Below are 25,314 nucleotides of genomic sequence, written 5' to 3'. Positions count from 1 at the left end.
AGCACCTCAGCAGGTCTTGAAGAGGGTCGAGGACCTGGTAGAGGGTGAGGCCGGCGTCTGGGCTTTTGGGTCGAGCCGCCGCAGGGTGAGGAAGGCCTGTGCGGCGGTGACGAGGGTGACGTGGTGGTGCCAGCCGCGCCAGGTGCGGCCCTCGAAGTGGTCCAGTCCGAGGCCGTGCTTGAGCTCGCGGTAGTCGTGTTCGATCCGCCAGCGCATCTTGGCCCATCGCACCAAGTCAGCGGCCGGTGTGGTGGCGGGCAGGTTCGATATCCAGTAGTCCGTCGGAGTGTCCTGGCCGTCCGGCCATTCGACGAGGAGTGTCTGGACGGGCAGGACGCCGTCCCACCGGTTGCGGCCGCCACCCGCCTCCGGAGCTGCGGCCAGGGGCTGCTTGCCCGCGGGCCGCACTGTCAGCACCGCGAACCGCGAGGTCATCGCACCTTTGCTGCCCTGCCTCCAGGTCACCTCGGTGAACCGCTCCGCACCCGCCTGCACTGCGAGGACGGAGACGGCTCGCGGTGAGGTGCGGTAGCGGGGAAGGGTGGGCGGTCCGAGTCCGCCATAAGCAGGCTGGTGCGGCTCGGCATCTTCCGGGTGGGCAACTTCCTTCCCGTTCAGGGCCAGGACATAGGACAGTCCTCGCTCCTCAAGTCCGAGCCAGAACGGGGTGCTGACACCGTAGCGGGCGTCGGCGACCACGACCGGCGCCTTCAACTGCCACTCGGCGAGTGTGTCCAGCAGGTCGAGCGCGAGACGCCACTTCTCCTGGTGCACCACGTCGTCGGGGACTCCTGCCCTGCGGCATCGATCCGGCTCGTCCGTCCACTCACGCGGCAGATACAACTGCCACTCCAACGGGCACGACGCAGTGTCGGTGGCGGCATGGACACTGACCGCTACCTGACAGTTCGCCCGTTTGCCGACTGCTCCGCAGTACTGGCGGGCCACCCCCACCGACGCCTTGCCGCACTTGGGGAACGACACGTCGTCGATCACCCACACCTAGGGCCCGACAACTTCGGACAGCCGCTCGGCGATCCGCTGCCTGACCGGCAGCGGATCCCACGGCGGCTGGTTCACGAACTGTGCAGTGCCTGCATGTTGCCGTCCGGCAGCTGCTCGGCCATCGGCTGGACCGATAAGAACCGCTCCAAGTTCCTGGAGTTCTGCCGCTACCTGCGCTCACTTCATCCGGTGGACGTGCGCATCGCAATCGTCTGTGACAACTACTCGCCGCACCTGACGACGAAGCGATGTCAGCGGGTCGGGACCTGGGCCGCGGCGCACAACGTCGAGATCGCCTACACCCCGACCAACAGCTCCTGCTCAACCGGAGCGAGGCCCAGTTCACTGCACTGCGCTACTTCACCCTCGACGGCACGGACCACGCCAACCACAAAGAGCAGGGCCGCATGATCCGCCGCTACATCATCTGGCGGAACAAGCACGCCGCCGACGAGCGGCTACGCAAGGTCGTCACCACGGCGAATGTTGCCTGATGAGCACCAGGCGTCCGTGCACCGCGCCCCGTCGAGGTCCACTCACGCCATCCTCTGCGCGGGTGCGTTATGCGTTCAGGCCGCGGCACGGAAGACGTACGCCGTCATCGTTGCGGTGACCGGCCCAGGGCCCAGCCGGGCCGTCATCTCCTCGATGACGGTGGCCCGGACGGCCGGCCCGTCGCCGCGCTCCTCAACGGCCGCGCGCACCGGTGTCCCGGTGAGGTATCCGGTGGCAAGGTCGGCGGTCGATGCGGCCCGGCCCTGAAGCGTCAGCTCCTGTTCGTCCTCGACGGCGAACCCGGCGGCCGCCAGATCAGCGGCGACGACAGCGGGGTCGGCATAGCCGTGCGGAACCGTCTGGAAGAACCGTGGCGGGTCAACCGGAAAAGCCCGCTCCAGCCCGGCCTGAAGCGCGACTTCGAAGGCGTGCGTCCCGAGCGGGCCCCAGGTGTTAAACAGGAACCGGCCGCCCGGAGCCAGCACCCGGCGGACCTCAGTGAAGGCCTCGATGCGGTCAGGAAAGAACATCACACCGAACTGGCAGACCACCAGGTCGAAGGCTCCGTCCGGGAACGGCAGCAGCCGCGCGTCGGCCTGCCGCCACACCGCGCCCGGGGCCCGCGTCGATCCGAAAGCGACCATGGCCTCGTTCAGGTCGGTGGCCGTCACCTCGGCCGAAGGTGCCGCTGCGATCAGGTCTGCTGTCAACACCCCAGTCCCAGCAGCGAGTTCGAGGATTCGCTGAGGATGGAGTGCCGCCGCCCGGGCGGTTAGGTCCTCAGCGAAGGGCCGGAAGACCACCGGCACGAGGTACTGCTCATAGGCCGCCGGCATGGATTCGGACCATCGCCGGTCGGCGTTGATTCCTGTCACCCTCATGACGGTAGCGCCGCGTCAGCGATCCTCTTCCTTGCCGCGCCGCCATGCGCTCTGGAGCGAGACCCACCTGACGAGTGACAGGGCAAACGTTGTCTGACTCGGCACTAACGACCTCGTGCATGGGGTGCGTGCGCCTCGGCCCAAGGTGTGCTTCGTTCCGACAGCAAGTGGGGACGCCCCCGCCTACGAGCAATTCCTCACGGCATACCAGGCACGCTCCTGCGGGCCCAGTGTCTTGCAGTTGTTTCGGCGGGACCTCGATGACGACGACCTGCGAACGTTCCTGCTCTCTCAGGACGTCGTCTATGTGGGTGGGGGCAACACCGCGAACCTGCTGGCGGTCTGGCGTGTGCACGGCGTGGACCGCCTACTTCGCGAGGCCTTCGACCGCGGGACCCTGCTGTGCGGCATCAGCGCCGGCGCCAACTGCTGGGCCGAGGGCTCACATACCGACTCCTTCGGGCCGCTGACTCACCTCTCGAATGGGCTGGGTGTGCTCTCCGGCTCGGTCTGCCCCCACTACGACAGTGAGCCAGGGCGTCGATCGTCCTATCAGACGGCCGTGGCAAACCACGCTCTTCCGGCCGGCTGGGCAGTGGAGGACGGCGTCGGTGCCCTCTTCACCGATGGTCAGTTGACGGACACGGTGACTCGCGCGCCTCAGGCCCAGCTGTATCGGGTAGAGCCAGACGGGGACAACGGAGTCAAGGAACAAGCTCTGCCATGTCGTTTGCTCGTTCCAGCACATCAGCCCACTCCGCCCACCTGAACTGGTGATGCCAAGCAGGTGACGCGGTCCTCATCGGCGCGTCGTCCCTTAGAGGTCCTAACAGAAGTTATTGATCAAGTAACCATCGGCTTGTCTGCTCGTTGGTCGGGTCGTGGGGAAGCGTCAGTCGCGGCCGTGGATCGTGTCGGACGGACTGTGGTCGCTCATTGAGCTGTTGCTGCCCGAGCCGGGGCCGAAGCTGGTCGCGGGCCGGCCGCGAGTGCCGGACCGGCAGGCGCTGTGCGGGTGGGAGAAGCTGCATCTGGTGCTGCTGGGGAAGCTGCGGTCGGCGAAGAAGCTGGACTGGTCGCGGGCGGTGATCGATTCCTCCCACGTGCGGGCGGCCAGCCTCCCAGTGACGTGGCCCGGTCAAGCTTTGGACTACTGGCCGACCACACGTACACGTCCAGTGGTTAGCGTCGTCTTCTGGACCGCGGAACCTACGGCGTTCCGGTGGCGGGGGCCGGGAGGGTGGGGTGCTGGGGGCAGATCAGTCGTTCGGCGACAGCGGTTCCGATTTCGAGGGCCGAGCGGTCGGTGGTGGGGACGCCGAGCCGGCCCGCGAGGTCGGCCAAGTGCAGGTCGGTGGCGGTGTCGATGAGGTCGGCAAGGACACCGGCTGCGGCGTGGGCCCTCACGCGGGCGACGGCGACCACGGCTGCACCGGGCAGGACGGCGGGCCACCAAAGGGCAGATAGGGCGGCGTACAGCAGGCCCCAACCCGCGAGGCGGCCGGCCGCAGCGTACGCGTCGCGGGCTGCGGTTACGTCGGCGCGTAGTCCGTCCGGCAGGACGCTCCACAGCCGGGGCCAGACCAGTTCCAGCTCCAGGCCGTACAGGGTGCGGGAGCGGTTGGCGCTGGCGTCGAAGCGTTCGGCGATGCCCGTCGGCCGGTGCGGGGGCTGCGTCGGCCGGGCCAGGTGGCGGCGCTGGGCTCGCCGGGCCGCGGCGCGGGCGCGGGCGCGCCTGATGCCGGTGCGCTCCGGGTCGTTCACCGCGGCGATCCAGAAGCGGGCCGAGGCGCGTACCGCGTTCCACCGCCGTTGGCGGGCCCATACGATCCAGGTCAGCGGCGCATGGGTCCCCTGCGCGACCCACAGGTTCTCCAGCACAGAGCCGAGGCCGCCGGCGGCCAGCCCGGCCCCCGCCGAGACCAGGACGCCAACGACGCCGGCGACCGCGAGCCAGGTGGTGCGGTGCTCCGCGGGCTGCGCGGCGATGCCGCGCAGCCAGTCGGCCAGCGGCCGCGGATTGAACGGGTCGGCCTGCTCCAGCCGAAACGCGGCGGCCGCCGCGGCGGCCCACAGCAGGCCGGGCAGAACCAGCAGGGACAGCCACCGCTCGGTCAGGTTGGTACCCAGTTTCGCTAGGAAGCCGGTCATCACAGGACCCGGGTCGCGGCCATCGGCAGCCCGGCCGCGGCGCAGGAGGGCGGCTCGGTGACCTCGTCGGCGAAGACGGCCCGGCTGCAGCGGCGCAGTGGGCAGGTCCAGGTGACCGGCTCGTCCGGGGTGGACGCCGAGAAGCCCGGGGGGAGGGCGGTGTACTGCTTCGAGGAGGTGGTGACCCCGACCAGGCCCCAGTGGCTGCAGCGGTCCTCGATCTTGTCGAGGAGTTCGAGCAGCTGCACCTGGTCCGGCGCCCCGTCGGTGGCGACGGCGTCGAGGAGCTGGGCCAGTTGAGTCTCCGCACCGGCGGCGGCGATGGCCTCGCGCATCTCGGGGTGCCTGGCGACCTGGCCGCACAGGATGGCCAGGCGCTCTCGAACCTCGTTCACCCGTCGTTCCTCCGACACCCTCGCACCAGCCCGGCCCACTACGTAAATTGCCTTACCAGGAGGACAATTGCGGTGATTCTAGCCGCTCCGGCGGACCGTGGCGGCTAGGATCCGCAGAACCCGGCGCGCTGCCCGGAGCGCCATGACGTACCGGCCCGCGGCGGCACCGCCCGCCAGGTTCGAGGGGGTCGTGGAAGTGTTCGGCAGATTCGGATCGGACGAGTCAAGACGGAGCCGCGCGGTGGCGGCGCTACAACGGCGCATGCTGAGGGTGATGCGGGAGGGCGAGAGCCCAGCGACCTTGCTCACCCACCAAGCCCTGCGGGAGGCCCAGGAGTTAGCCACGGTGAGCAGCCCAGAGGAGGACCTGCGGGTGGCCCACCTGCTGGGCACGTTCCACTGGTACCGATACCAGCTGCTCCCCGAGGGCGAGGACCGGGAGGCGTTCGGCGAGGCCGTGCGCTTCCTATACCCCGTGTACCGCTCCCACCCGGAGGTCGTCCCGGACGCCCTGCGCGTCCTGTTCGCCCAGGCCCCGCCGCACGCCCGCCGCCGGGTGGAGGCCGAATCGGCCGCCTCCACTGCGGGCGGGCTGTTCGCGTCCTACCAGCGGAGCCGGAGCCTCCCTCAACTCGACCAAGCCATCAAGCTGTTGGGCAGGGCCCTGGACGACGTCCCGCGCGACGACCCCGACTACCCGCAGTACCTGAGCAATCTGGCCCTACTGCTGCGCGCGAAGTCCGAACACACTGATGACACCGCCCCGTTGGCGGAGGCGGTGGAGCTGGGTCGGCAGGCCGCGGCTTCCGTCCCAGATGACCACGCCGACCTCCCCAGGTACCTGTCCATGCTCGGCCTCGCGCTCCGCGCCCTGTACGACCGGACCGCCGACGCCGGAACGTTGGCCGAGGCGGCGGAGGTGGGCCGCCGAGCGGTCGCCGCGGCCCCGGTCGGCCATCCCGACCACCAGCCCTGTTTGAGTAACCTCAGCATCACTCTGCGCTTCCAAGCCGCACTGCTGCGGGACGCCGAACTGTTCGCCGAGGCGGTGAAGACAGGTCGGCAGGCCGTCACCGGCGGTCGGCGAGGCACGCCGGAACGCGTCGCGTGCCTGGTCAACCTTGGCCTCGCCCTGCAGGAGTCGGCCGAGTACACCCAGGACTGGGCCTTCCTCGCCGAAGTCGTGCCCATCTGCCGCGAAGCCGTCGCCTTGGCCCCGCCCAACCATCTCCAGCACGCGGACGTCGTGCGGCTGCTCTCCGCCGTCCTGGAATCGCTGCGCGGGCTGTCCATTGCCGCCGGTGTGGCGGGGCCGCTGAGCGTCAAACCCAGGGAAGGGTTCGAGCGGATCGGCGGCTCCGGTCTGCTGGCCGAGGCGGTGGAGGTCGGCCGCCGGGCCGTCGCCGCGATGCCGGACGGCCATCCGCTCCGCGCCGGGCTGGCGGGACTGCTGGGCCCCGTCCTGCGCACACTGTCCGACCGGACCGGGGAATCCGGCCTGCTGGCCGAGGCCGTGGCCCTGTGCCGTGGAGCCGTCGCCGCCACGCCTGAGGACAGCCCCGCCTTCCTCCAGCACCTAGTCAGCCTCGCCGACACGCTGCGCGCGCACGCTGAACGGACCGGGGACCTGCGATTGCTCACCGAGGCCGTGGAGGTCGGCCGCCGGGCCGTCGCCGCCACGCCGGCGGCGAGCCCGGAACGGATGGAGCGGAACAGCCACTTGGGCCTGGCCCTGCGGTGGCTCGCCAAGCGCACCGGAGACGTCGGCCACCTGGCCGAGGCGGTCGAGGTCACCCGCCAGGCGGTCGCCGACGCAGCAGACGGCGACCTGTTCTTCCTCCCTACGTACCTGAGCAACCTCAGCCTCACCCTGCAGGCCCTCTACGAGGCGACCGGGGACACCACCGCACTGGTCGAGGCGGTGGAGGTCGGCCGCCGGGCAGTCCTCGGGTCGCCGGCCGGCCACCCGAACCGGGCCGGGAACCTGAGCTACCTCGGGACCGTCCTGACGGCGCTCGCCAGGCGCACCGGCGACGCCAACCTGCTCGTCGAGGCGATGGAGGTCGGCACCCAGGCCGTCGTCGACCTGCCGGAGGGCCATCCCGACCGCGCGGGGTACCTGAACAACCTCAGTGGCACGCTGCTGGACGGGACCCCGGAGATGCAGGACTGGGCGGTCGGACTGCTCCGCGAGGCCGTGGCGGGCACACCGTCCAACGACCCCTACTACCCGCGACGCGTCGGGAACCTGGGGGCCTTGCTCCAGCTCCTCGCCGAACCGACCGGGGACCGGGACCTGCTCGCCGAAGCCGTGCAGGCCAGCCGCCGGGCCATCGCCACCACGCCGGAGGACCACCCCCACCACGCCTCCTTCCTGAGCAACCTCGGCCACGCGCTGCGGGCCCTGGCCGAGCGGAACCAGGACCGGGCGCTGTCCGCCGAAGCCTTGGATGCGTTCCGGTCGGCCGGAGGGAACGCCGCGGCCGAGGCTCTCGTCCGGATCCAGGCCCTGCGCGAAGTCGCCCTGCTGGCCGGCGCAACGCCTGCCGGCACCGCGGAGGCCTTGGCTGCGGTGGAGACCGCCATCGTCCTGCTGCCCCGGCTCAGCCCCCGGACCCTGGCCCGGGACGACCAGCTCCACCAGGTCCGCCGCTTGGAGTCGCTGGCCGCCGTGGCGGCGGCGACCGCGCTGGCCGCAGGACTCCCCGAACGCGCGGTCGAACTCCTGGAAGCGACCCGCGGGACGCTCGCCGCCGGCACTATCGACGCCCGCGGCGACGACCTTACCCGACTGGGTGAACAACACCCGAAACTGGCCCGAGAGTTCCGGGACCTCCAAGACCGCCTCGACACCCTCGACGACCACGCCCCTGACCCCCGGCCGAGCCGCCACGGGACCGGCGGGACGCCGCGGCTCCCGGCACCCGGCCAAGATCAGGGCCAGGGCGAGAGCCAGGCCCAGGCCCAGGGCCACAGGGACGTCGCCCTCACCCGCCAGCGGGCCCACGACGAATGGGAGCGCCTCGTCGAGCAGATCCGCGGGCTGGACGGCTTCACGGGCTTCCTGCACCCACCGCAGCTCGCCGACCTGACCGGGCACGGAGACCAGGGCCCCCTGGTGTTCCTCACCGCCGGGCCGGACCGCTGCGATGCGCTGATCCTCGACGGCACCCAGCCCGACACTGTGCGCACCCTCCGGCTGGACCGGCTCACCGCGCATGATGCCGCCGCCCGGGCCGAACAGCTCACCGCCGCCCGCCGGGCGGCCACCGACAAAAACCTCATACCCCTCGCGCGCCGGGACGCCCAGCTTGCGATCATCGACGTCCTCGCCTGGCTGTGGGACACCGTCGCCGAGCCGGTGCTGACCGCCGTCGGCGCTGACGGCCCGCCGCCCCGGCGGATCTGGTGGTGCCCGGTCGGCGTTATGTGCGCCCTGCCCATCCACGCGGCGGGCCACCATCTCGACCTCGACGGAGCCGATCCACACCGCAAGGGCGGCCCGCGCACCGTCCTGGACCGGGTGGTCTCCTCCTATACCCCGACGGCACGCGCGCTGAACTACGCCCGCTCCCACCGGCCACCGACCGTGGAACGTGCGCTGATCGTCGCCGTCCCCGACGCGCCCGGCACGAAACCGCTGTACGCCGCACGCCTCGAAGCCGACACCGTCCACGCGCTGATCCCCGACGCGCTGCGCCCCAACCGCCCGGTGCGCTCGGAGGTGCTGGGCGCGCTCCCCACGCACCCGGTGGCGCACTTCTCCTGCCACGGCCTGGCCGACGGACGGGACCCGGGGGCTAGCCAGCTGATCCTGTACGACCACGAGACCGCTCCGCTGACGGTCGGCGACATCGGCGCGCTGCGGCTGACCGGGGAGCTGGCCTTCCTGTCGGCTTGCGACACCTCCGCCACCGTCCTCCGACTGGCCGACGAGGCGGTGCACCTGACCGGGGCATTCCACCTGGCCGGATACCGGCACGTGATCGGCACACTGTGGCCGGTCGACGAACGCGCCGCCGCCGAGATCGCCAACGACTTCTACATCCACCTCACCGCGGGCGGCACGACTCCTCCCGACACCGCGAGGTCGGCCCAGGCCCTGCACCACGCGGTCCGCTCGCTCCGGACCCGCTACCTGCGCTCGCCGACCTACTGGGCGGCCCACACCCACACCGGGCCGTAGCTTGACTGAAACCCTGGTGCGCACCGTCACGCTGGAGATCGACCTACGGGCGAAGCGGGTGATGCTCCCCGCCCAGATGCCCACAGCACTGCGCCACCAGACGGAGGTCAAAGGTCGGCGGATCCTCGATCTGCTGCTGGCCTCACGACGCGGACGCCGACGAGGGGCGAGCGAGCTGCGGGCCGTCCTCGCTCCCTGGAACCGCGGCGACCCGCCCAGCGCGGACACCGGACGCGGTTCACCGACCGCGACAGCCACACCCACTCGCCGTTTTGCCCCACCGCCGGTCCGTGGCGGCCACCGCAGACCGGCCTCCCACCAACCCGCCCGAGTGCAGCCCCCAAGGAGGCGCACTCGTGAACTCCACCCAGCCGACCTCGCATCCGGCCACCTCCTATGACCACAGCGCCGGTCCCCCTGAGCTCCAGGTCTCCGGCGAAGTCTGCGGCCGCACGGCGGTCTTCACGCTCCGCCCCACGTTCGCAGAATCCGTCGACCCCGGTCCGCTGCTGGGAGTCGCCGTACACGTCGCCACCCACTTCCGTATCCCCCCTGACTTTCACCGCCACCTTCAACCAGGTCACCGGCCAGCGGTGGGAGCTGGTCCGCGCCCTGTGCGACCAGGACGACTACCTCGCGTCGGTCCGGACGGTGCGCCCCCAGGTCGCGGCGTGCGCCGCCAAGGTTTCGGAGGAGCAGCGCGCGCAGATGGAACCGCTCCTCGCCGTCGCCCGTGAGCGTGAAGCCGCATACGCCCTGGCCGAGGTCTACCGGGCGCGAACCGCAGCTGCCGACGCTCACCGCCTGGTGGACGCAGCCGAGGACGACTTCAACCTGTTCGAAGTCTGCGAGGAGCGGGCCGCCGCAGTGATCATCCAGCTCTCCAGGCGCCCCGGCGCCCTGCCCCGCACCGGTCCTCCGGTCGTACGCAGCACCACCTACAGCCGGGTCCTGGTCCTGTGCCCAGTCGGACACCTGGTGCAGTCCGTCAAGGCCGAGGACTGGAGCGGCTCCCAGCTCGCTGCCCGGTGCGCCGATCCCGCCTTCACCGTGACGTGCCACGGCCAGACCGGCGAGCCCCTCCCCCACTGACCCGCCGGCCGGTCCCGAGGCGGCAACCCCGGGACCGGCCCCCTCACCAACTCGAAGGGCACCCGCGTGAACGCCGTACTCACCGCCCCAGCCCCCCCGCGTGCTCACGCCGACGGTGGACGCCGAGACGTGCACGTGCACGCCCGCCGTCCGCTACGCCTGCGGCCACTGCTACCACGACCAGTGCCTGGCCTGCGGGTTCTGCACCATCGGCAGTTGCGTCTGTCGCTGCGAATACGGTCTCGGCTTCCACCCGAGCGACTCGTCGGCCGAGGGACCGATGTTCTGGATCGGCGGGCACCACGCCAAGTGGCTCTCCACATGCGGCGTGCCCATGTGCGTCTCGCGCTCGATACTGACCCAACGCGCGACGCTGCCGCTCGCCGCAGACGCCTGGGTGTGCGACTCGGGGGCCGCCCGCGACGACGATGCCTGAGCCCTCACCTTGGGAAGCGACGGCGCTTGCGGGGCCGGATAGAGCCTGCCCTGGGCGAATGTGCTCCGGCGTAACCCCCCGAGGAACGGGATCGCACCGCTGTTGACCGTGGTTTGCCGGTCTGATGGGCACGCCTGGGCACGGGCCGTGCCCGCGTGTCCGCGGCCTTACGGGCATGAAGATCACGGTCTACAGCTGGCGTGCCAACAACCGCCAATCGTCATACCGGTGTGGAAAGATCCGATGCCATGTCGTCGATACCCGCACCGGCGCGGTGGTCAAGAGCCGCTCGCCGTCTGCTCATTGTCCCGCTCGCCATGATCGTGGCGGCCAGCGCCACCGCCACCGGTGCCGATGCCGCCACGGCACCGGCACCCAAGGCCAAGGCCGCGACGCCCGATCGGCTTCGCTACGACGTGTCCCTGCGCGGCGACGCCGACGGCTCCCACTGGACGGGCCGGCAGGGCGTGTCGTTCCGCAATGCCTCCGACCAGCCGCTGCGTGAGGTGTACGTGCGCCTGTGGGGCAACGGTGATGCCAAGTGCGGCACGCCGGACAAGCCGTCCCCCGTCAAGGTGTCCAAGGTGCTCGGTGGCACTGCGGGCCGCCTCACCGTGAACTGCACCGCGCTGCGCATCACCCTGCCGAAGCCGCTCGCACGCGGCGAGCGGACGGCCGTCTCCTTCGACGTGTCCATCACTGTGCCCCGGCGCAACGGCCGCTTCGGCCGCGAGGGCGCGTTCCGCTTCCTGGGCAATGCGCTGCCGGTGCTCGCCGTGCATGACGCGAAGGGCTGGCACTTCGATCCGTATGTGTCGGCGGGCGAGAGTCTCTACCCCCTGGCGAGCGACTTCCGCGTGCGTATCGACCACCCGTCGGCCCTCAAGGTCCCCGCGACCGGCCGGACTTGGACGCGCCGCGGCAAGCCCGGGCGCACAATCACCCACAGCGTCGCGCATCGGGTGCGGGACTTCGCGTGGGCGGCGGGCCCGTTCCGCACCGCGATGGAGACCTCGCCCGGTGGCGTGCGCGTGAAGTCGTACTGGGCGCCGAACACGCCCGCGGCGGGAGTGCGGCTCACCCGCAAGGACGGTGTCGCCGCCGTCGACCGGTTCGGCAGGGAGTTCGGCCGTTATCCGTACGGCGAGATCGACTTCGTGATGACCAAGGAGTTCGGCGGCGGTATGGAGTACCCCGGCCTGGTCATCCTCGGCACCAGCGAAGAAGGCGGTGCCGTTGTTCACGAGGTGGCCCACCAGTGGTGGTACGGCATCGTGGGCAACGACGAATACGGCGCGCCCTGGCTGGACGAAAGCTTCGCCCAATACGCCAACGCGCGCTTTTTCGGCTGGGACACACGCACGTGCTGGTCGGACGTGGACTGGCCGGACGAGGGCACCGCACTCACCAACTCGATGGCCTACTGGGCCAAGCACCCAGGCGAGTACCACCTCGTCTACACGGCCGGATCCTGCGCCCTGGCGAGCATGGAACGCACCATCGGTGCCGACGCGATGGCACGACTCCTCAAGCGGTACGCCCACGACCACTGGTACGGAGTCTCCACCACCGCCGACTTCAAGAAGGCCGCACAGTCCGTGACGGACAAGGACCTGGCCGCCTTCTGGAAGAAGCACCGCATCCGGTGAGACCGCTTGGTGCCGTCACCGAGACCGCCGAGGTGGATCGGGCGGGGGCCCCTTGCCTCTCGCCGCGGCAAGCGGTTCGGGTGAGCACGACTCGATACACGCCCCAGTGGGCTGCCCCCTGTCGGGACTCGGGGCGCCCTACCGGCATTCAGCGCCTCTGCCCGGCACGTGTCACTTCAGCACGATCGTCACGGCTCCCCCGATGAACACCGCTCCGACCAGCCACAGCAGTACCAGCGGCTCCACACGGTGCTTGCCGGTGAACACCCGTGCCGAACCCGGCTCTCCGGGCACATGCACGACTGGGACATACGTGCCGACATCGAAGCCGAGGCCCGTACCCCTTGAACCGTATCGCGACGAGATCGGCCTTCTGGCCTGGGCCGGGCCGCAGGACTGGATGTGCGAGCCCGACATGATCGCCAAGACGGGCCTGTCGGTGGGGGAGCACCTCGACCGCACCGTGGGCAACTTCGTCGACCTGATGGCCGAGGAACCCGGTGTCGGCATCATCCCGACCGTGCAGGGCTGGCGGTCGGCCGGCTACGAGGCCTGCTTGGACCTGTACGACAAGCGCGGCGTCCGGCTGGCGGACTATCCGCTGGTCGGGGTCGGCTCCGTATGCCGGCGCACGTCGGTCAAGGACGTTCAGGCCGTCCTCGCCACGGTGGCCGCCGCGGGGCTTCGCCTGCACGGCTTCGGGCTGAAGACCCAGGCGCTCGAAACGTGCGCCGCGTACCTGACCTCCGCCGACTCCCTTGCGTGGTCGCGCGATGCCCGCTGGAACGCCCCGCTGCCCCAGTGCGAGAGCAAGCACAAGAGCTGCTCCCACTGCGTGCACTGGGCGATGCGTGGCGCGAACGCGTCCTGGACGTGCTGCACGCCCCCCGTCAGCTGATGCTCCCCACCACCTGACCCACCGCCCGCTGTGCCGGTCCCGGGGCGGCAACCCCGGGACCGGCCTTCCTTCACCAACTCACCCACCCCGAGGGGAACACCCTGCTGTCTGCGTACGAGCAACCCCCGCTCGATCTCGGCGCCGTCTGCCAGCGGTGGAAGAACCGCCGGCACAGCTGGAGGCCGACCGGCGAGGGCGGGTTCGATCCCGCTCGCTACCGCGTCCGCGAGATGCCGAACGAGCTGGTCCACACGGCGAAGGCCTTCGTGCGCGCCCACCACTACAGCGGCTCGTGGCCTGCCGTCCGCTTCGTCTACCGCCTCATCGGCACCGCCGCGTCCCCGGAGACCAGCCTGGTGTGGGTGCTCACCCTGGGCATCCCGACCCAGGTCGCCGTGCTCACGTCGGTGTTCGGCCGGCTCACCTGTACGAGGAGAGCTTGGAGCTGAACCGGCTGGTGCTGCTCGACGAGGTACCGGCGAACGCGGAGACGTGGGCGCAGGCGTGCGCCTTCCGCCTGGCGGCCGCCCGAGGCGTGCGTGGGGTCGCCGCGCACAGCGACCCCGAAGGCCTCACCGCGACACCGGCTGGAGCCCCATGCCGCTGCCTGCCGCACCGGAGGTCGTCGATGTGCCGCTCGTCGGCCAGATCGCCGCAGGTGCACCGATCCTCGCCGAGGAGTCCATCGAGGACGTGCGGTCCCTGCCTCGCCGCCTAGTCGGTGAGGGCCAGCTGTTTGCCCTGAAGGTGCGGGGCCAGAGCATGATCGAGGCCGCGAGCTGTGACGGCGACATCGTCACGGTCCGCGCCCAAGGCTCCGCCGATTCCGGCGACATGGAAGAGGCCGAATCGGACGAGGGTCGCGTGAGGTGATCCACCACCGCGTCCTGTGCGGGCGCGGGTGATTGCGCGGACGGCGACGTACGTCCGCGAGACGGGTGAGCGCATGATGAACGCAGGAAAGACGGGCCTCATGGCCGGCATGGCCCTGGGCTTCGCCGGTTACTTCGGTGGCTTCTGGGCATTTCTGCTGGTCCTCTTCCTGGGTGCGACGGGGCTGATCGTCGGCCTCGTCGTACAGGGCGACCTCGACGTCCGGACACGGAGGCAGCGGTGAAGACCCGGCCAGGTTCCCCCGGCGAGGGGTCCGACCCGCCGGCGCGGACCACCGGCTTGCCGGCCCCTGCTGAGCGGGGCGCCACCGTCATCCCGGACCGGGTGGTCGCCCGTATCGCCGCCCAGGCCGCACGCGCGGCGCAGTCCCGGCGCGCCGCCGTACCGCCCGACCGGGGCAGCCCGGAGGCACCCAGCGCCTCCGCCGCCGTCCGTATCGGTTCGGTGCGCCTGCATCTGACCATGGATCTGCCCTACCCCTCCGACATCCCCCGGGTGTGCGAGCGGATCCAGCAGGACGTCGCCGAAAAAGTGGCCCAGCTGACCGGCCTGCGGGTGGGAGAGGTCGTCCTCACCGTCCGGCGGCTGATGACCGCCGCCGACACGAGCCGGGGGCGGGTCCGGTGAGCGGCCACGAGGCCCGGCGCGCCGGGCACGCCATGGAGGAAGGGGACCCGCGATGACACCCGACTCGGGCCCTTCCGGCCGCGACTCCACGCCGTCCGCATCGCGTGCCACGGTGCCGCTGACAAAGGAGCCCGAACCACCCGAACGCAACGTGTCCGGCCCGGACCTCACGTCCGGTGAGCGCGACGCAGGGCACCGGTCCCACCGGCCGTGGTCCGCGCGCCGCATCCCGGCTGCGCTGGTCGCCTCGGTGATCCTCGTGGCGGCGGTCGCGGCGCTGGTCGACGTCATCGCCGTACGAGCGGGACGCCCGGCGGCGGCCTGGCGACGGCACCTGGCCGACGAACTGGCCGCCCGCTCCGTGGACGACGTGTGGCTGCTCATGGGAGCCGCCGTGGCCGCTGCCGTCGGCGTCTGGCTGATCGTCCTGGCCCTCACCCCCGGTCTGCGCCACTGGCTGCCACAGCGCTCCCCCACCGACTGCCCGCGGCTGCGGGCCTCCTTGGACCGCGACGGCGCCGCCGACCTGCTGCGTGACGCCGCGCTGCGGGTCCCCGGAGTCGGCGCGGCACGCATCCGGGTGCGCCGTCACCGCATCAAAGCACGCGCGGACGTCCGCTTCCGTGACCCCCGGCAGGTGAAGGAGGACCTCACCGCCGTCCTCGACGAGGAACGCGACCAGCTCGCCCTCGCCCGTCCTCCACGCATCGTCGTACGGGTGCGGCAATGCACCGGCTGACCGACAACCGCAGCACCGGGAGCCCGCCATGACGTCGCGATCCGCACTCAACCGCACTCTGCTGGCCCTCGCCGGACTGGTCCTGCTCGGCGGCGGACTGCTGGTCCTCTTCGCCGGGTTCGACCTCTACCGGCGACACGATCTGATCCCGCCCGCAGGCTGGCCCCTGATCACCCCGGACGACGTCCTGCTCGGCTCCGCCGACCGCGCCCGGTGGAGCGGCCAGGGCTGGTGGTGGTGGCCCGCGGTCATCGCCGCCCTCACCCTCGCCGCCCTGCTCGCCCTGTGGTGGCTGCTCGCCCAGCTGAGCCGACGCCGCCCCGGAGGGTTGCCCGTCGGCGGCACACCACCACAGGAGGGCGTCGAACTGCGCGACCGCGCGCTCAGCGACGCGATCGCGACCGAAGCCGGTGCCCTGCCGCGGGTCGAGCATGCGGCCGTACGCATCACCGGCCGACCCGCCCACCCCCGCACCCACGTCACGCTCACCCTCACCCCTGAGGGCGCGCCCGGCGCCACTCTCGGGGCCCTCTGCGAAGGCCCGCTCAGCACCGCTCGTCGGTCTACCGGCCTCCCTCACATGCCCACCGACGTCCGCCTGCAGGTCGCCCACCACAAAACACACCGCGTGGAGTAAAAGCCAGAACACCGAAACGCATCACGCCCCGGTCAGCCCCGAGCACATCCGCGCCGCCCGGAGCGGGACGGCGAGCGTCCGAGGACGTCGCCCAGGCGTCCGGCATGTCGATGCTCGGGACGCCGTTGCGCTTCGGCGTTTCTGCCACCGCTGATGTCGTGCCGGTGGCCCTGGCGACTCCGGCGCAGGCAACTCCTGGCCACCTCGGCCGTCCCTTGGAGGGCTGTTGTGCCACGCCCGAAGCTCGTCGGGCTCCTTTACGCTCTGGCGGCGCGCACCGCAGGCTGCTGCTATGGAGCGTCCCCGGAAGTCAGTGTGCTGCCCGGACTGGTGAGGGGCACGGCGGGCTGCGTCGGCGCCGTCGGACGATCAGGCGTAGCGTGAAGTGACGGATTTATGAGTGAACTGGTGCTACGGCGGGAGGACCTGGGAACGGACCTTGCACACCGCGTGAGCCCAGAGCACGCGCATGATCGCCCTGAGTCAGCAGATGAGGGCCTGGAGGAGTCCGACGCCGATCACAGCCTCGGCACCGGCGAGGGCACTGATCCCGGCATCGCTCTGACCGGAGCGCCCGCTGGGTTCTTCGCGGGCTGAGAGACGAAAGGCCACCCATGCCTCGATCCATGCGCGCGCTCGTAGCGGTAGAGGCCGGCGAGCCCGCCGATGTCCTGCGGCTGGAATCCCGGACGGTTGCCACTCCGGGCGCGGGTCAGGCGTTGATTCGTGTGAAGGCGACCCCGGTTCACGCGAGTGATCTGCACGTGCTGCGCGGCCGCTACGGCTTCTCCCCGGAGTTTCCTGCTGTCGGGGGCAAGATGGAGTGCGTGGGCCGTATCGCGGCCCTGGGTCCGGAAACCGAGGGGCTGAAGCTCGGTGAGCGCGTGGTGGCCGCCGCGGTCCCGGCTGTACCCGGGCCCCCTATGGCCGGCACTTGGCAGGAATACCTCGTAGCCGACACACGCAGGCTGCTGTCGGTCCCCGACCAGCTGAGCGACTCCAGCGCCTGCCAACTCGCCGTCAACCCGTTGACGGCGCTGCTCCTCGTGACGCGCGAACTCGACGTACAGCCGGGCGAATGGCTGTTGCAGACGGCCGCGGGCTCCACCGTCGGCCGGCTCGTCATCCAGCTGTCCCGGCATCTGGGGATTCGCACGATGAATGTCGTGCGGCGACGTGGTGCCGTCGAGGAGATCAAAGCGCTTGGTGGGGATGAGGTCATCTGCACAGAGGACGAAGACCTGGTGCAGCGTGTGACCGAGGCAGCGGGACCAGCCGGCGTGCGAAAGGCCATCGACTGTGTCGCGGGTCCCGTGGGTGCCCAGGTCTCCCAGGCGCTTGCTCCGGGAGGAGAGCTGGTGATCTACGGTGCGCTCTCCACCCACCGGCAGACCGAGCCGGCGGCGTTGACGATCCCGCTGCAGGCGCGCTCGGTCATCTACCAGGCCAAAGCAGTCCGTGGATTCTGGCTGAACCGCTGGTTCGGCACCGCCTCACCCGAGGACGCGCTGCACGCGCTGGCCCAGGTGCGCGATCTCGTCGCCGATGAGGTGCTGAGCATTCCCCAGGGCCGGCCGTTCCCGCTCGAACGCTTCGCAGAAGCCGTCGCGCTTGCCGAAGCACCCGCGCACGGCACCAAGCCACTGTTCGTCTTCGAAGACGGACAGGACGAAGGTGGTGGGTAGGAACCCGTGGACGTGGCCCGGGTGTGAACCCGCCTCAGCGTGCCCGATCCGCGCTGGCAGCCCTGCCCGGCCGACCTCGGCGGCCCGGACGGCAAGCGGATCAGCGAGTGAACAGCTCGGGGTTCTGGCGGACGAAATCGGCTACTCCTGCAGCGGAACGCCCGGTGACCTCTGCCATGCCGTCCGCCTGGCGGTCATAGCGGCCGGCCACGTGTAGACGAGCCATGGTGGAGATGTGCTGGAAGACATGGTCCGGCAGTCCCAGCGCCCCGAGATCATTGTCGAGCCATTCCTGCAATGGGACGTCGGTGTAGCCGACCGTGCGGTGCAAAGCGTCGGAAATCTCCGCGGCCAAAGCGGCGATGTCCTGTGATCTGGGACCGGTCAGCTCATAGATCCGGCCGATGTGCCGGGCCGGATCGGCCAGAATCTCCTCGACGACCGCGGCGACGTCACCGGCCGCGATCGGGGACGTTTTCGCCTTGCCGAAGGGCCACCTGATGGCGCCGTCCTTGGCGATCGACGAAAACGCGGTGTGGAAGAGCGGATTCTCCATGAAGACGGTGGGCCTGACCTGGACCACGGGCAGGCCTGACCAGTCGAGGACCTGCTCGATCAGCCACTGCTGACGATGCTGATGCGACTCGGAGCCGCTGGTGGCGTCCATCTCGGAGACGGTCAGTTGCGACATGTTCACGAACGCCTCCAGCCCTCCGTAGGCGCGCGCGACCGCGGCTGTGGTCACGGCGGCCAGCAGATACTGTGCCGACACGGCCATGCCGAAATACACCCGCCCGCAGCCGTCGAGGGCGTCGGCGACATCACCGGCACGCGTCAGATCTCCCACCACGACTTCGGCGCCCGTCGCGTGCAGCGCCTGAGCACGGTCGTCGTCCCGGCGCACCAGAGCACGGACCTGGAGGCCCCGGCGCCGAAGGCCTTGGACCACGGTCCTGCCGACGGCCCCGACGCTGCCCGCAGCACCGGTCACCAGAATGGGCCGCACGCCTGCTTCCGCGCTGTCGTCCACGGATGCAGCCTGCGGCCCGCACGACCAGGGCGCAACCGGGGTGACGTCCAGCCCCCAGACCACCCCGGGGAACGCTGCTCCTGAGACGATCGGATCCTCGCCGGCAGACATCAGGGTGTGTCCGTCCACGGCGACCGACGACATGCAGCTGCTGGCGAAGAGATCGGCATGCGTCCATGGCGTGGCCCGCCTGGCCCGCCGCCACTTCCGGGCACGCGGGGCAATGAGCCCGACGCATCCGCGGCAGACGCCGCAATTAAGGGGCTTCGAGCCCACCTCACACCGTGACACCAGAGAGATCACCCAAATACAATTCATATAACTATGCCCGCTATTGCAGGCAAAAGAGAGGTTCGACCATGGATGGTATTGCCGACATGGGAGGAACCCCAGGCTGGGGCCCCGTGCATCCGCCGAGACGGGATGAACCTGTCTTCGCAGAGTCCTGGGAGAGCCGGGCATTCGCGCTCGCGATCCTCTCGAACCGGGTGTCCGGGGGAAACCTGGACTCCTTCCGGCACGCGCTGGAGCGCCTGGACCGAGCGCACTACATCGACGACGGCTACTACGGGCGCTGGCTCAACGCCGGAGAGCTGAGACTCCTCGACAGCGCCGTCTTGGCACGTGGTGCGGTCGACGCCCGCGCCCGCAACCTCCGCGGCGAGCATGTGGAGGAGCCCCCGATCCTGGAGCCGGCCAAGCCCGACTACACACCGACCGCCGAGGGCACGCTACGCTCCGTCGACACCGCGCCCGCCTTCGCCGTCGGCGCGCGGGTGCGCGCCAAGGACATGTCGCCGTCCGGACACACGCGACTGCCGCGCTATGTGCGAGGGCATGTCGGCGCCGTCGACATCGTTCAGCCCGCCGGTGTGCTGCCGGACACCAATGCCCACTTCATGGGCGAAAACCCGCAGTACGTGTACTCGGTGCGGTTCGACTCGTACGAGTTGTGGGGCCCCGACGCCGAACCCTTCACCGTCACCGTGGACCTGTACGAGAGCTATCTGGAGACCACCGCATGACCACCACCGGCGGCTCTGACGAGGGCCCTTCCGTGGCGCTGCGCACCGAGGCGCTCGAACAGCTGCTCACCGAGCGCGGCCTGATCGACCCGAAGGCCATGGACGCGATCATCACCCGCTACGAGACGAGCGTGGGCCCACTCAACGGCGCCAAGGTCGTCGCCAGGGCGTGGACGGACCCCGACTACCGGCGGCGCCTGCTTGAGGACGGCACCACCGCCATCAAGGAACTCGGCTTCTCGGGACAGCAGGGCGAGCACATCGTCGTGGTCGAGAACACCCCGACCACCCACAACGTCGTGGTGTGCACGCTGTGCTCGTGCTACCCCTGGCCGGTCCTCGGCCTGCCGCCGGGCTGGTACAAGGACCCCGCCTACCGCGCGCGTATGGTCAGAGAACCGCGCACGGTGCTGGCCGAGATGGGACTCACGCTCGACGACGACGTGCAGATCATCGTCCGGGACTCCACCAGCGAGGTGCGCTGGCTCGTACTGCCCGAACGTCCGCCCGGCACCGAGCACCTCACAGAAGAAGAACTCGTGCCGCTGATCACCAGGGACGCGATGGTCGGCGTGGCCAAGGTGGCGGCACCGTGAGCACGCCGCTGGACACCGAGGGCCCGGCAGCGCCTCCCCGCTCCAACGGTGAGCTGGTGTTCGCCGAGCCGTGGGAAAGCCGTGCCTTCGGCATGGCCGTCGCCCTGTACGAGGCGGGCGTCTTCAGCTGGCCGGAATTCCAGACCGCGCTGATCGCCCGGATCACCGCCTGGACAGCCTCACGAGAACACGGCGAGCCATACCCCTACTACCGACTGTGGCTGGCCGCCCTGGAGGACGTACTCGCCGACCTCAGCGCCGTGTCCACGGACGAGGTCATCACACGTGCCCAAGCCCTGGCACAACGCTCCCCAGGCCACGACCACCGCGACCTCGCGCGTTGACTCCGGCACCTTCCGGACCGACTTCCCTGCCGGCGGATCGATCCTCTGAGGGGTTCGGGGCGAGCGGACGCAAAGGCTCCGCTCGGAGCCACCGAAGTCGAGTGGCAGGGGAGGCGGCGGCCCAGGATTGGCAGCAACGGGAGGTCGCCGTCGGCGTCACCAGGGGGCCAGGCTCGGAGCCAGACGGGATTACCGGCACAGTGATCGACACGGACGAGCTAGCAGAGCGGAACGCCGGGTTCGCCGACGGCGGATCATTCGCCGATCTCAAGCTCCTGCCCAGTGGCAGTCTGACGGTCATCGGATGCGTCGATCCGCGTGTCGACCCGTCGGACGTGCTCGGGCTCAAGCTCGGCGAGGCAGCGGTGATCCGCAACGTCGGAGGGCGGGTCACGCCCGCGACACTCCGGACGCTGGGAATGCTCTCCACGGTCGTGCGGGCCCGTACGGGCGGTTCTGGCCCGAGTGACACCCACTATGCGGTCCTGCACCACACTGACTGCGGGATCACGGACCTGGCCGCGTTCTCTGAGGTGCTGGCCGACTACTTCGAAGTTCCGGCCGGAGACCTGGATGCCAAGGCAGTCACCGACCCGGTCGCCGCCGTCCGCGTCGACGTCGAAACCCTCAAGCTGAAGCTTCGGGCCGGAGTCTTCGTCTCAGGGCTCGTGTACGACGTGGCCACCGGGCTCATCGACGTCGTCGTGCCTCCCGCGCGGGTGGAAGCATGACACCGCACGAGGCCCACGGCCGGCGCGACCGCCGTGGGCCCACGGCTTGTACCGGATTCCGCTTCCCCGGCCGGTCGTATCGGCAGGGAGGCGACTTCTGGCATGTGTGACGAGCATGGGCACTCAGCGGCCGAGGCGGCGTGGTCAGCGCCTCGCGTCGCGGAGGGACCGGCTGTCGACCCGGTGACGCTGCCCGAGGTCGACGAGGTCGGGGTCACAACGATGGTCGACAACACCTTCGACGCCCTGCTGGCCTCTGCCGAAGGCGTCACCCGGGCGTCGCCGGGTGCCGGGCCGACCGCCGCGCGGCAGTTCGCCGGCGGCGAGGCCCTCGCGAGGCTGCGCGCCGAGCACGGCTTCTCCGCCCTGGTCACCGTCCACAGCGGGAACGTGAGCAGCACGCTGCTGTTCGACTCCGGCGCATCGCCGGACGGGCTGGCGGTGAACGCCGAGCGGCTCGGCATCGATGCCGGGGCCTGCAGGGCGTCGTGCTCAGCCACGGACACTTCGACCACGCCGGCGGCTTCGACGGCCTGGCCCGGCTGCGCGGGCGCTCCGGCCTGCCGCTGACCGTCCACCCCGCGGTCCGGACCCGCCGCGTGGAACTGCCCGCCGGCCAGGGGCTGGAGAGATGCCCACGCTGTCACGGGGGCCCTGGAACGCGAGGGGTTCGAGGTGATCGAGCGGCGGCAGCCGTCGCTGCTGACCGGCGGCATCCTGATCACCGGCAAGGTGGGCCGCGTCACCGAGTTCGAGCACGGCATGCCGCGGGCACACCAAGCCTGGGACGGGAACGGCTGGCGACACGCCGCCCGTCATCGAAGACCAGGCACTCGTCATCCACGTACGCGGCCGGGGAGTTGTCGTCATCACCGGGTGCGGCCACGCCGGAGTCGTCAACATCATCCGGCACGCCATGAGGCTGACCGGCATCCGCAAACTGCTGGCCCTCATACGGCTTCGTCGGGACCCTGGTCTTCACCGTGCTCCTCGTCGTCTTCCTCCTCCCCGCACTGCACCAGCCCGCGTTCCATCCGGGCCTTTGGATCTTCAGCTTCCCCATAGCGGCGAGCACCGATTTCGCCATCCGCTGGATCCACGCGTCCACACGTCCCGGAGGGCCGATCCTCACCGGCATCCTCCTTACCGGTGTGACCTCGGCGCTGGGCCTGCTGGCCGCAGCCACCCTGCACCACCGCGCCCGGCGAACACTTCCCAGCTGACTTCCGCTCCGGTGGCGGAGAGACGCGCACGCCAGAGGAATCACCCCGAGCGCCCACCGGTCCGGCTGACCGGAAGGTGACAGCCCGCAGCCCCGGTATGCAACGTCATAGCCCATCACAAGATCAGCCCGCCGTGCAGGTCGTCTGCGAAGTCGGCCGTGTCCGTGAGTCCGAAGGCCACGCGCTGGAGCAGGAATCCGTGCAGGAGCCCCATCACCACGCGGGCTGCGCGGTCCGGGTCCATGGCGGCGGGCACCGTGCCCGCGGCCCGGCCGCGGCGCAGAGCGTCGGCGATAGTGGCGCGGACCTTTTCGAAGCCCTCCGCGGCCGGGCCGCGTACCTCGTCGTTGCGCAGCACCTCCGCCCACGTCTGCACGACGCAGCGCAGCAGTTCCTCCACTGCGACCTCGTGCCCCGCCGCGTCCTGCACCGTCTCGCCGCTGATGGTGCCGAGCGCGGCGGCCACCAGTTCCACGACGGACGGGGCGTCCGCGCTCTCGGCCAGCCGCTCAACCGGTTCGAAGATCAGCCGGAACGCGTCGCCCGCGATAGCGAGGATGATCTCCTCCTTGCTGGTGAAGTAGCGGTAAGGCGCGCCGGCCGAGACGCCTGCCTCCGCGGCGATGTCCGGCATGGAGGTCTGGTGGAACCCGTCGCGGGCGAAGCAGCGCCGGGCTGCGGCGACGATCTCCGCACGCTTCGCCTCGCGGCGCTCGGCTGTGATGCGCGGCATGGTCGCCTCCTTCATCGTGAATGAACATTCATCTTGACAGCTCTGCCGTCCCGGGAAGACCCTAAAAGTGAACGGTCATTTACGGAAGCGGGCCACTCCACGGACTCCCGGAGAGGAGATCCACTGATGAACACCGAGCTGAGCATCGGCGTCTACGCCTACGAGCACACCGAGGCACTGTTCGACGGCCGGGTCACGGTCGACGGGGCGGACGCGACGTTCGAGACGGCACCGCTCGTGTCGGACATCTTCCGCCGCGCCGTCGAGGGACACTACGACCTCGCCGAGTTCGGTCTCACCTACTTCCTGCGCACCTTCGACCTCGACGACACGCCGTTCCTGGCGCTGCCGATCCTGCCGAACCGCAACTTCCGCCACTCGGCGATCTTCGTGAACACCGCCGGCGGGATCGTGAAGCCGCAGGACCTGGCCGGCAGGACCGTCGGCGAGTTCGCTCTCTACGGCCACGATGCCGGGATCTGGCCGAAGGGCATCCTGGCCGACGAGTACGGCGTGACCCCCGACCAGTGCCGCTGGGTGATCGGCGGCACCAACCACCCCATCCCCGCCTTCGACTGGGTCCCGCAGCCCGTCCCGGACGGCGTCGACGTGCGCCACGCGGAGGACGGCCAGACCCTGGGAGCCATGCTCGAATCCGGCGAGATCGACGCACTGATCTCCGTCGACGTACCGCAGGCCGTGCTGGACGGCTCGCCGAAGGTCGCCCGCCTGTTCCCCGACTACGAGGCCGTGGAGCGCGACTACTACCGCCGCACCGGGATCTTCCCCCCGATGCACATCATCGCGATCCGCAGGGAACTGGCACTTCGGCCGGGCCTCGCACGGGCCGTGTACGACGCCTTCACGCAAGCCAAGGCACTCGCCGAGCGCAAGTACCTCGACGACGCCACCAAGCAGCACATGAGCCTCATCACGCCGTGGTTCAGCACGCTGTTCGAGCAGAACCGTCAGCTGCTCGGCGACGACTGGTGGCCCTACGGCGTCGCCGCGAACCGCAAGGCCATCGACACCTTCTTGCGCTACCACCACGAGCAGGGTGTGTCGAAGCGAAAGCTGACATGCGAGGACATATTCGTGCCGGAACTCCTCGACACCTGAGTCGAGCGGCAACGGCGTTTCGGGCTCATCGATCCGAGAAGGCGAGACTGCCCGTCGTCACGGCCACCTGCCGACTGGCTATGACCAGCACTTTCGCAACAGGCCCTGCGGTACCCCGATGGCGGTGGGCTGACGGCCGAGGAACGGGCTCGGCGTGAGCAAGTCCGGCTCGCAGCCGCCGATCTGATCGAGGCCGGAGCCGGCGACCGGGAGGTGGCCCGACGGTTCAGGGTGACCCCGGATGTCGGCGAACCGCCGGCGGCAGACATTGGCCTCAGGAGGTCGGCAGGCCCTGGCCGCCAAGGGCCCCGGCAGTGCCTGTTGCAAGCTCGACCCGGAAGAACTGCGCGTACTGGAGGCGGTGTTGGATGCCGGCCCCGGCCGCCTCCGACTGGCCCCACCAGCGCTGGACGCCGGCCCGGATTTCGCCGAGATCGTGCGCCGCCGGTTCGGCGTCGAGTACACGGCTACCTCACCAGCCAGGTCAAGCAGGTGACCACGGCCACAGACTGCCCGGTGGGCGCCACGACGATGTCGGTGAACTCCTTCCCCTTGACGTGCTCCCTGGCCTAAAGTCCAGGGATTCCGGCCTGGGTCGTCTGACCCTTCCGGGGGCTTCCTGCTTCACCGCGCTGCGCGGGCACGTGTGCCCGTCTTACCGGCGCTCCACAAGCGTTTAGCGTCTCCGCCCGTGCGGCGGCGACGATACGGCGTCCTTCGAAGAGGACGTTGCGGGCTGCGTT

Annotated in this window: 27 protein-coding genes and 3 pseudogenes; 23 read left to right on the top strand and 7 right to left on the bottom strand. The window is 70.3% G+C overall.

The genetic code is table 11. From position 1 onward, the window contains the following. Positions 1-6: 6 nt before the first annotated feature. Positions 7-1,139 (bottom strand): annotated as a pseudogene (locus IO33_RS45155) (IS701 family transposase); the annotation flags it as partial. Between IO33_RS45155 and IO33_RS45150 the strand changes: the two are divergent. Beyond that, a pseudogene (locus tag IO33_RS45150) lies at positions 1,138-1,499 on the top strand (transposase); the annotation flags it as partial. The pseudogenes IO33_RS45155 and IO33_RS45150 overlap by 2 nt on opposite strands. A gap of 75 nt (positions 1,500-1,574) precedes the next feature. Here IO33_RS45150 and IO33_RS0141105 read toward each other — a convergent pair. Further along, positions 1,575-2,336, bottom strand: coding sequence for a class I SAM-dependent methyltransferase (locus IO33_RS0141105; RefSeq protein ID WP_037687312.1), 762 nt, complete (start codon positions 2,334-2,336; stop codon positions 1,575-1,577). 160 nt (positions 2,337-2,496) lie between these two features. On the opposite strand from IO33_RS0141105, the gene IO33_RS0141100 reads away from it, so the two are divergent. Next, positions 2,497-3,150, top strand: coding sequence for a Type 1 glutamine amidotransferase-like domain-containing protein (locus IO33_RS0141100; protein WP_037687309.1), 654 nt, complete (start codon positions 2,497-2,499; stop codon positions 3,148-3,150). 440 nt (positions 3,151-3,590) lie between these two features. On the opposite strand, the gene IO33_RS46380 is transcribed toward IO33_RS0141100, so the two are convergent. Next, entirely contained in the window at positions 3,591-4,532 is a 942-nt protein-coding gene (locus IO33_RS46380) for a hypothetical protein (protein WP_051927291.1), read from the bottom strand. After that, complete coding sequence (locus tag IO33_RS0141090) at positions 4,532-4,927, bottom strand: hypothetical protein (RefSeq protein WP_031174212.1); 396 nt, start codon at positions 4,925-4,927, stop codon at positions 4,532-4,534. Before IO33_RS0141090 ends, IO33_RS46380 begins: the two co-directional genes overlap by 1 nt. Before the next feature lie 346 nt (positions 4,928-5,273). Between IO33_RS0141090 and IO33_RS53690 the strand changes: the two genes are divergently transcribed. From IO33_RS53690 to IO33_RS0141070, 4 genes are all read left to right on the top strand, one after another. After that, positions 5,274-9,113 (top strand): CHAT domain-containing protein, encoded by a 3,840-nt coding sequence (locus IO33_RS53690; RefSeq protein WP_037687306.1) that lies wholly within the window; start codon positions 5,274-5,276, stop codon positions 9,111-9,113. Between the two features lie 708 nt (positions 9,114-9,821). After that, positions 9,822-10,205: a hypothetical protein gene (locus tag IO33_RS0141080; protein WP_157858065.1), complete on the top strand. Its 384-nt coding sequence runs from the start codon at positions 9,822-9,824 to the stop codon at positions 10,203-10,205. Between the two features lie 100 nt (positions 10,206-10,305). Beyond that, the gene (locus IO33_RS0141075; protein WP_031174209.1) at positions 10,306-10,641 is read left to right on the top strand and encodes a deazapurine DNA modification protein DpdA family protein; all 336 of its coding nucleotides are present in this window, start codon (positions 10,306-10,308) and stop codon (positions 10,639-10,641) included. Between the two features lie 317 nt (positions 10,642-10,958). Next, a complete protein-coding gene (locus tag IO33_RS0141070) occupies positions 10,959-12,290 on the top strand; it encodes a M1 family metallopeptidase (protein WP_342448403.1) in 1,332 nt (443 codons plus the stop codon). A 171-nt stretch (positions 12,291-12,461) separates the two neighbouring features. On the opposite strand, the gene IO33_RS53685 is transcribed toward IO33_RS0141070, so the two are convergent. Next, on the bottom strand, positions 12,462-12,590 hold the full coding sequence (locus IO33_RS53685) for a hypothetical protein (protein WP_280921962.1): 129 nt from the start codon (positions 12,588-12,590) through the stop codon (positions 12,462-12,464). A gap of 100 nt (positions 12,591-12,690) precedes the next feature. On the opposite strand from IO33_RS53685, the gene IO33_RS0141060 reads away from it, so the two are divergent. The 8 genes from IO33_RS0141060 to IO33_RS0141020 all read left to right on the top strand — a co-directional run bounded on the left by IO33_RS0141060 (position 12,691) and on the right by IO33_RS0141020 (position 17,770). Beyond that, positions 12,691-13,188, top strand: a complete 498-nt coding sequence (locus IO33_RS0141060; RefSeq protein WP_051927290.1) for a deazapurine DNA modification protein DpdA family protein — start codon at positions 12,691-12,693, stop codon at positions 13,186-13,188. A gap of 230 nt (positions 13,189-13,418) precedes the next feature. Then, a complete protein-coding gene (locus IO33_RS0141055; RefSeq protein WP_031174206.1) occupies positions 13,419-13,637 on the top strand; it encodes a hypothetical protein in 219 nt (72 codons plus the stop codon). Between the two features lie 148 nt (positions 13,638-13,785). Further along, complete coding sequence (locus IO33_RS45140) at positions 13,786-14,061, top strand: LexA family protein (RefSeq protein ID WP_051927289.1); 276 nt, start codon at positions 13,786-13,788, stop codon at positions 14,059-14,061. Positions 14,062-14,134: 73 nt separating this feature from the next. Beyond that, the gene (locus IO33_RS0141045; RefSeq protein WP_157858063.1) at positions 14,135-14,305 is read left to right on the top strand and encodes a hypothetical protein; all 171 of its coding nucleotides are present in this window, start codon (positions 14,135-14,137) and stop codon (positions 14,303-14,305) included. Between the two features lie 56 nt (positions 14,306-14,361). Then, the gene (locus IO33_RS0141040; protein ID WP_245236056.1) at positions 14,362-14,709 is read left to right on the top strand and encodes an Asp23/Gls24 family envelope stress response protein; all 348 of its coding nucleotides are present in this window, start codon (positions 14,362-14,364) and stop codon (positions 14,707-14,709) included. Positions 14,710-14,761: 52 nt separating this feature from the next. After that, positions 14,762-15,448 carry a DUF6286 domain-containing protein gene (locus IO33_RS0141035; RefSeq protein ID WP_245236055.1) on the top strand — a complete coding sequence of 229 codons (687 nt, stop codon included), beginning with the start codon at positions 14,762-14,764 and terminating at the stop codon, positions 15,446-15,448. Between the two features lie 28 nt (positions 15,449-15,476). Next, the gene (locus IO33_RS0141030) at positions 15,477-16,085 is read left to right on the top strand and encodes a hypothetical protein (RefSeq protein WP_031174202.1); all 609 of its coding nucleotides are present in this window, start codon (positions 15,477-15,479) and stop codon (positions 16,083-16,085) included. A 626-nt stretch (positions 16,086-16,711) separates the two neighbouring features. After that, positions 16,712-17,770: a zinc-dependent alcohol dehydrogenase family protein gene (locus tag IO33_RS0141020; RefSeq protein ID WP_031174200.1), complete on the top strand. Its 1,059-nt coding sequence runs from the start codon at positions 16,712-16,714 to the stop codon at positions 17,768-17,770. 100 nt (positions 17,771-17,870) lie between these two features. On the opposite strand, the gene IO33_RS0141015 is transcribed toward IO33_RS0141020, so the two are convergent. Next, on the bottom strand, positions 17,871-18,800 hold the full coding sequence (locus IO33_RS0141015) for an NmrA family NAD(P)-binding protein (protein ID WP_031174199.1): 930 nt from the start codon (positions 18,798-18,800) through the stop codon (positions 17,871-17,873). Between the two features lie 359 nt (positions 18,801-19,159). Here IO33_RS0141015 and nthB point away from each other — a divergent pair, with 359 nt between their 5' ends. The 7 genes from nthB (at position 19,160) to IO33_RS51915 (ending at position 22,719) form a co-directional block, all read left to right on the top strand. Beyond that, positions 19,160-19,825 (top strand): nitrile hydratase subunit beta, encoded by a 666-nt coding sequence (nthB, locus tag IO33_RS0141010; RefSeq protein ID WP_031174198.1) that lies wholly within the window; start codon positions 19,160-19,162, stop codon positions 19,823-19,825. Next, on the top strand, positions 19,822-20,421 hold the full coding sequence (nthA, locus tag IO33_RS0141005; protein WP_031174197.1) for a nitrile hydratase subunit alpha: 600 nt from the start codon (positions 19,822-19,824) through the stop codon (positions 20,419-20,421). The genes nthB and nthA overlap by 4 nt, the downstream gene beginning before the upstream one ends. After that, a complete protein-coding gene (locus IO33_RS0141000) occupies positions 20,418-20,765 on the top strand; it encodes a nitrile hydratase accessory protein (RefSeq protein WP_031174196.1) in 348 nt (115 codons plus the stop codon). Before nthA ends, IO33_RS0141000 begins: the two co-directional genes overlap by 4 nt. A gap of 101 nt (positions 20,766-20,866) precedes the next feature. Next, complete coding sequence (locus tag IO33_RS0140995; RefSeq protein ID WP_245236054.1) at positions 20,867-21,496, top strand: carbonic anhydrase; 630 nt, start codon at positions 20,867-20,869, stop codon at positions 21,494-21,496. 183 nt (positions 21,497-21,679) lie between these two features. Continuing rightward, positions 21,680-22,066, top strand: coding sequence for a hypothetical protein (locus IO33_RS53225; RefSeq protein WP_051927287.1), 387 nt, complete (start codon positions 21,680-21,682; stop codon positions 22,064-22,066). Continuing rightward, positions 21,985-22,416 carry a hypothetical protein gene (locus IO33_RS54360; protein ID WP_425348004.1) on the top strand — a complete coding sequence of 144 codons (432 nt, stop codon included), beginning with the start codon at positions 21,985-21,987 and terminating at the stop codon, positions 22,414-22,416. Before IO33_RS53225 ends, IO33_RS54360 begins: the two co-directional genes overlap by 82 nt. A gap of 63 nt (positions 22,417-22,479) precedes the next feature. Beyond that, positions 22,480-22,719: a hypothetical protein gene (locus IO33_RS51915; protein WP_051927286.1), complete on the top strand. Its 240-nt coding sequence runs from the start codon at positions 22,480-22,482 to the stop codon at positions 22,717-22,719. Between the two features lie 115 nt (positions 22,720-22,834). On the opposite strand, the gene IO33_RS0140985 is transcribed toward IO33_RS51915, so the two are convergent. Then, entirely contained in the window at positions 22,835-23,452 is a 618-nt protein-coding gene (locus IO33_RS0140985) for a TetR/AcrR family transcriptional regulator (RefSeq protein WP_031174194.1), read from the bottom strand. A gap of 126 nt (positions 23,453-23,578) precedes the next feature. Between IO33_RS0140985 and IO33_RS0140980 the strand changes: the two genes are divergently transcribed. Then, a complete protein-coding gene (locus tag IO33_RS0140980) occupies positions 23,579-24,571 on the top strand; it encodes a 4,5-dihydroxyphthalate decarboxylase (protein WP_031174193.1) in 993 nt (330 codons plus the stop codon). Between the two features lie 105 nt (positions 24,572-24,676). Further along, positions 24,677-25,037 (top strand): annotated as a pseudogene (locus IO33_RS54355) (IS630 family transposase); the annotation flags it as partial. Positions 25,038-25,314 lie beyond the last annotated feature (277 nt).

Origin of the sequence: Streptomyces durhamensis (assembly GCF_000725475.1) — a bacterium.
GTDB classification, from domain to species: Bacteria; Actinomycetota; Actinomycetes; order Streptomycetales; family Streptomycetaceae; genus Streptomyces; species Streptomyces filipinensis.
Note: the sequence above shows the minus strand (reverse complement) of the source record. Positions and strands in the feature narration are given on the sequence as shown.

Coding starts and splice junctions, on each gene's coding strand:
- IO33_RS0141105 (WP_037687312.1), bottom strand. CDS start 2,336: ATGCCGGCGGCCTATGAGCAGTACCTCGTGCCGGTGGTCTTCCGGCCC.
- IO33_RS46380 (WP_051927291.1), bottom strand. CDS start 4,532: ATGACCGGCTTCCTAGCGAAACTGGGTACCAACCTGACCGAGCGGTGG.
- IO33_RS0141080 (WP_157858065.1), top strand. CDS start 9,822: ATGGAACCGCTCCTCGCCGTCGCCCGTGAGCGTGAAGCCGCATACGCC.
- IO33_RS0141070 (WP_342448403.1), top strand. CDS start 10,959: ATGATCGTGGCGGCCAGCGCCACCGCCACCGGTGCCGATGCCGCCACG.
- IO33_RS0141060 (WP_051927290.1), top strand. CDS start 12,691: ATGTGCGAGCCCGACATGATCGCCAAGACGGGCCTGTCGGTGGGGGAG.
- IO33_RS0141055 (WP_031174206.1), top strand. CDS start 13,419: ATGCCGAACGAGCTGGTCCACACGGCGAAGGCCTTCGTGCGCGCCCAC.
- IO33_RS45140 (WP_051927289.1), top strand. CDS start 13,786: ATGCCGCTGCCTGCCGCACCGGAGGTCGTCGATGTGCCGCTCGTCGGC.
- IO33_RS0141045 (WP_157858063.1), top strand. CDS start 14,135: ATGATGAACGCAGGAAAGACGGGCCTCATGGCCGGCATGGCCCTGGGC.
- IO33_RS0141035 (WP_245236055.1), top strand. CDS start 14,762: ATGACACCCGACTCGGGCCCTTCCGGCCGCGACTCCACGCCGTCCGCA.
- IO33_RS0141030 (WP_031174202.1), top strand. CDS start 15,477: ATGACGTCGCGATCCGCACTCAACCGCACTCTGCTGGCCCTCGCCGGA.
- IO33_RS0141020 (WP_031174200.1), top strand. CDS start 16,712: ATGCGCGCGCTCGTAGCGGTAGAGGCCGGCGAGCCCGCCGATGTCCTG.
- nthB (WP_031174198.1), top strand. CDS start 19,160: ATGGATGGTATTGCCGACATGGGAGGAACCCCAGGCTGGGGCCCCGTG.
- nthA (WP_031174197.1), top strand. CDS start 19,822: ATGACCACCACCGGCGGCTCTGACGAGGGCCCTTCCGTGGCGCTGCGC.
- IO33_RS0140985 (WP_031174194.1), bottom strand. CDS start 23,452: ATGCCGCGCATCACAGCCGAGCGCCGCGAGGCGAAGCGTGCGGAGATC.
- IO33_RS0140980 (WP_031174193.1), top strand. CDS start 23,579: ATGAACACCGAGCTGAGCATCGGCGTCTACGCCTACGAGCACACCGAG.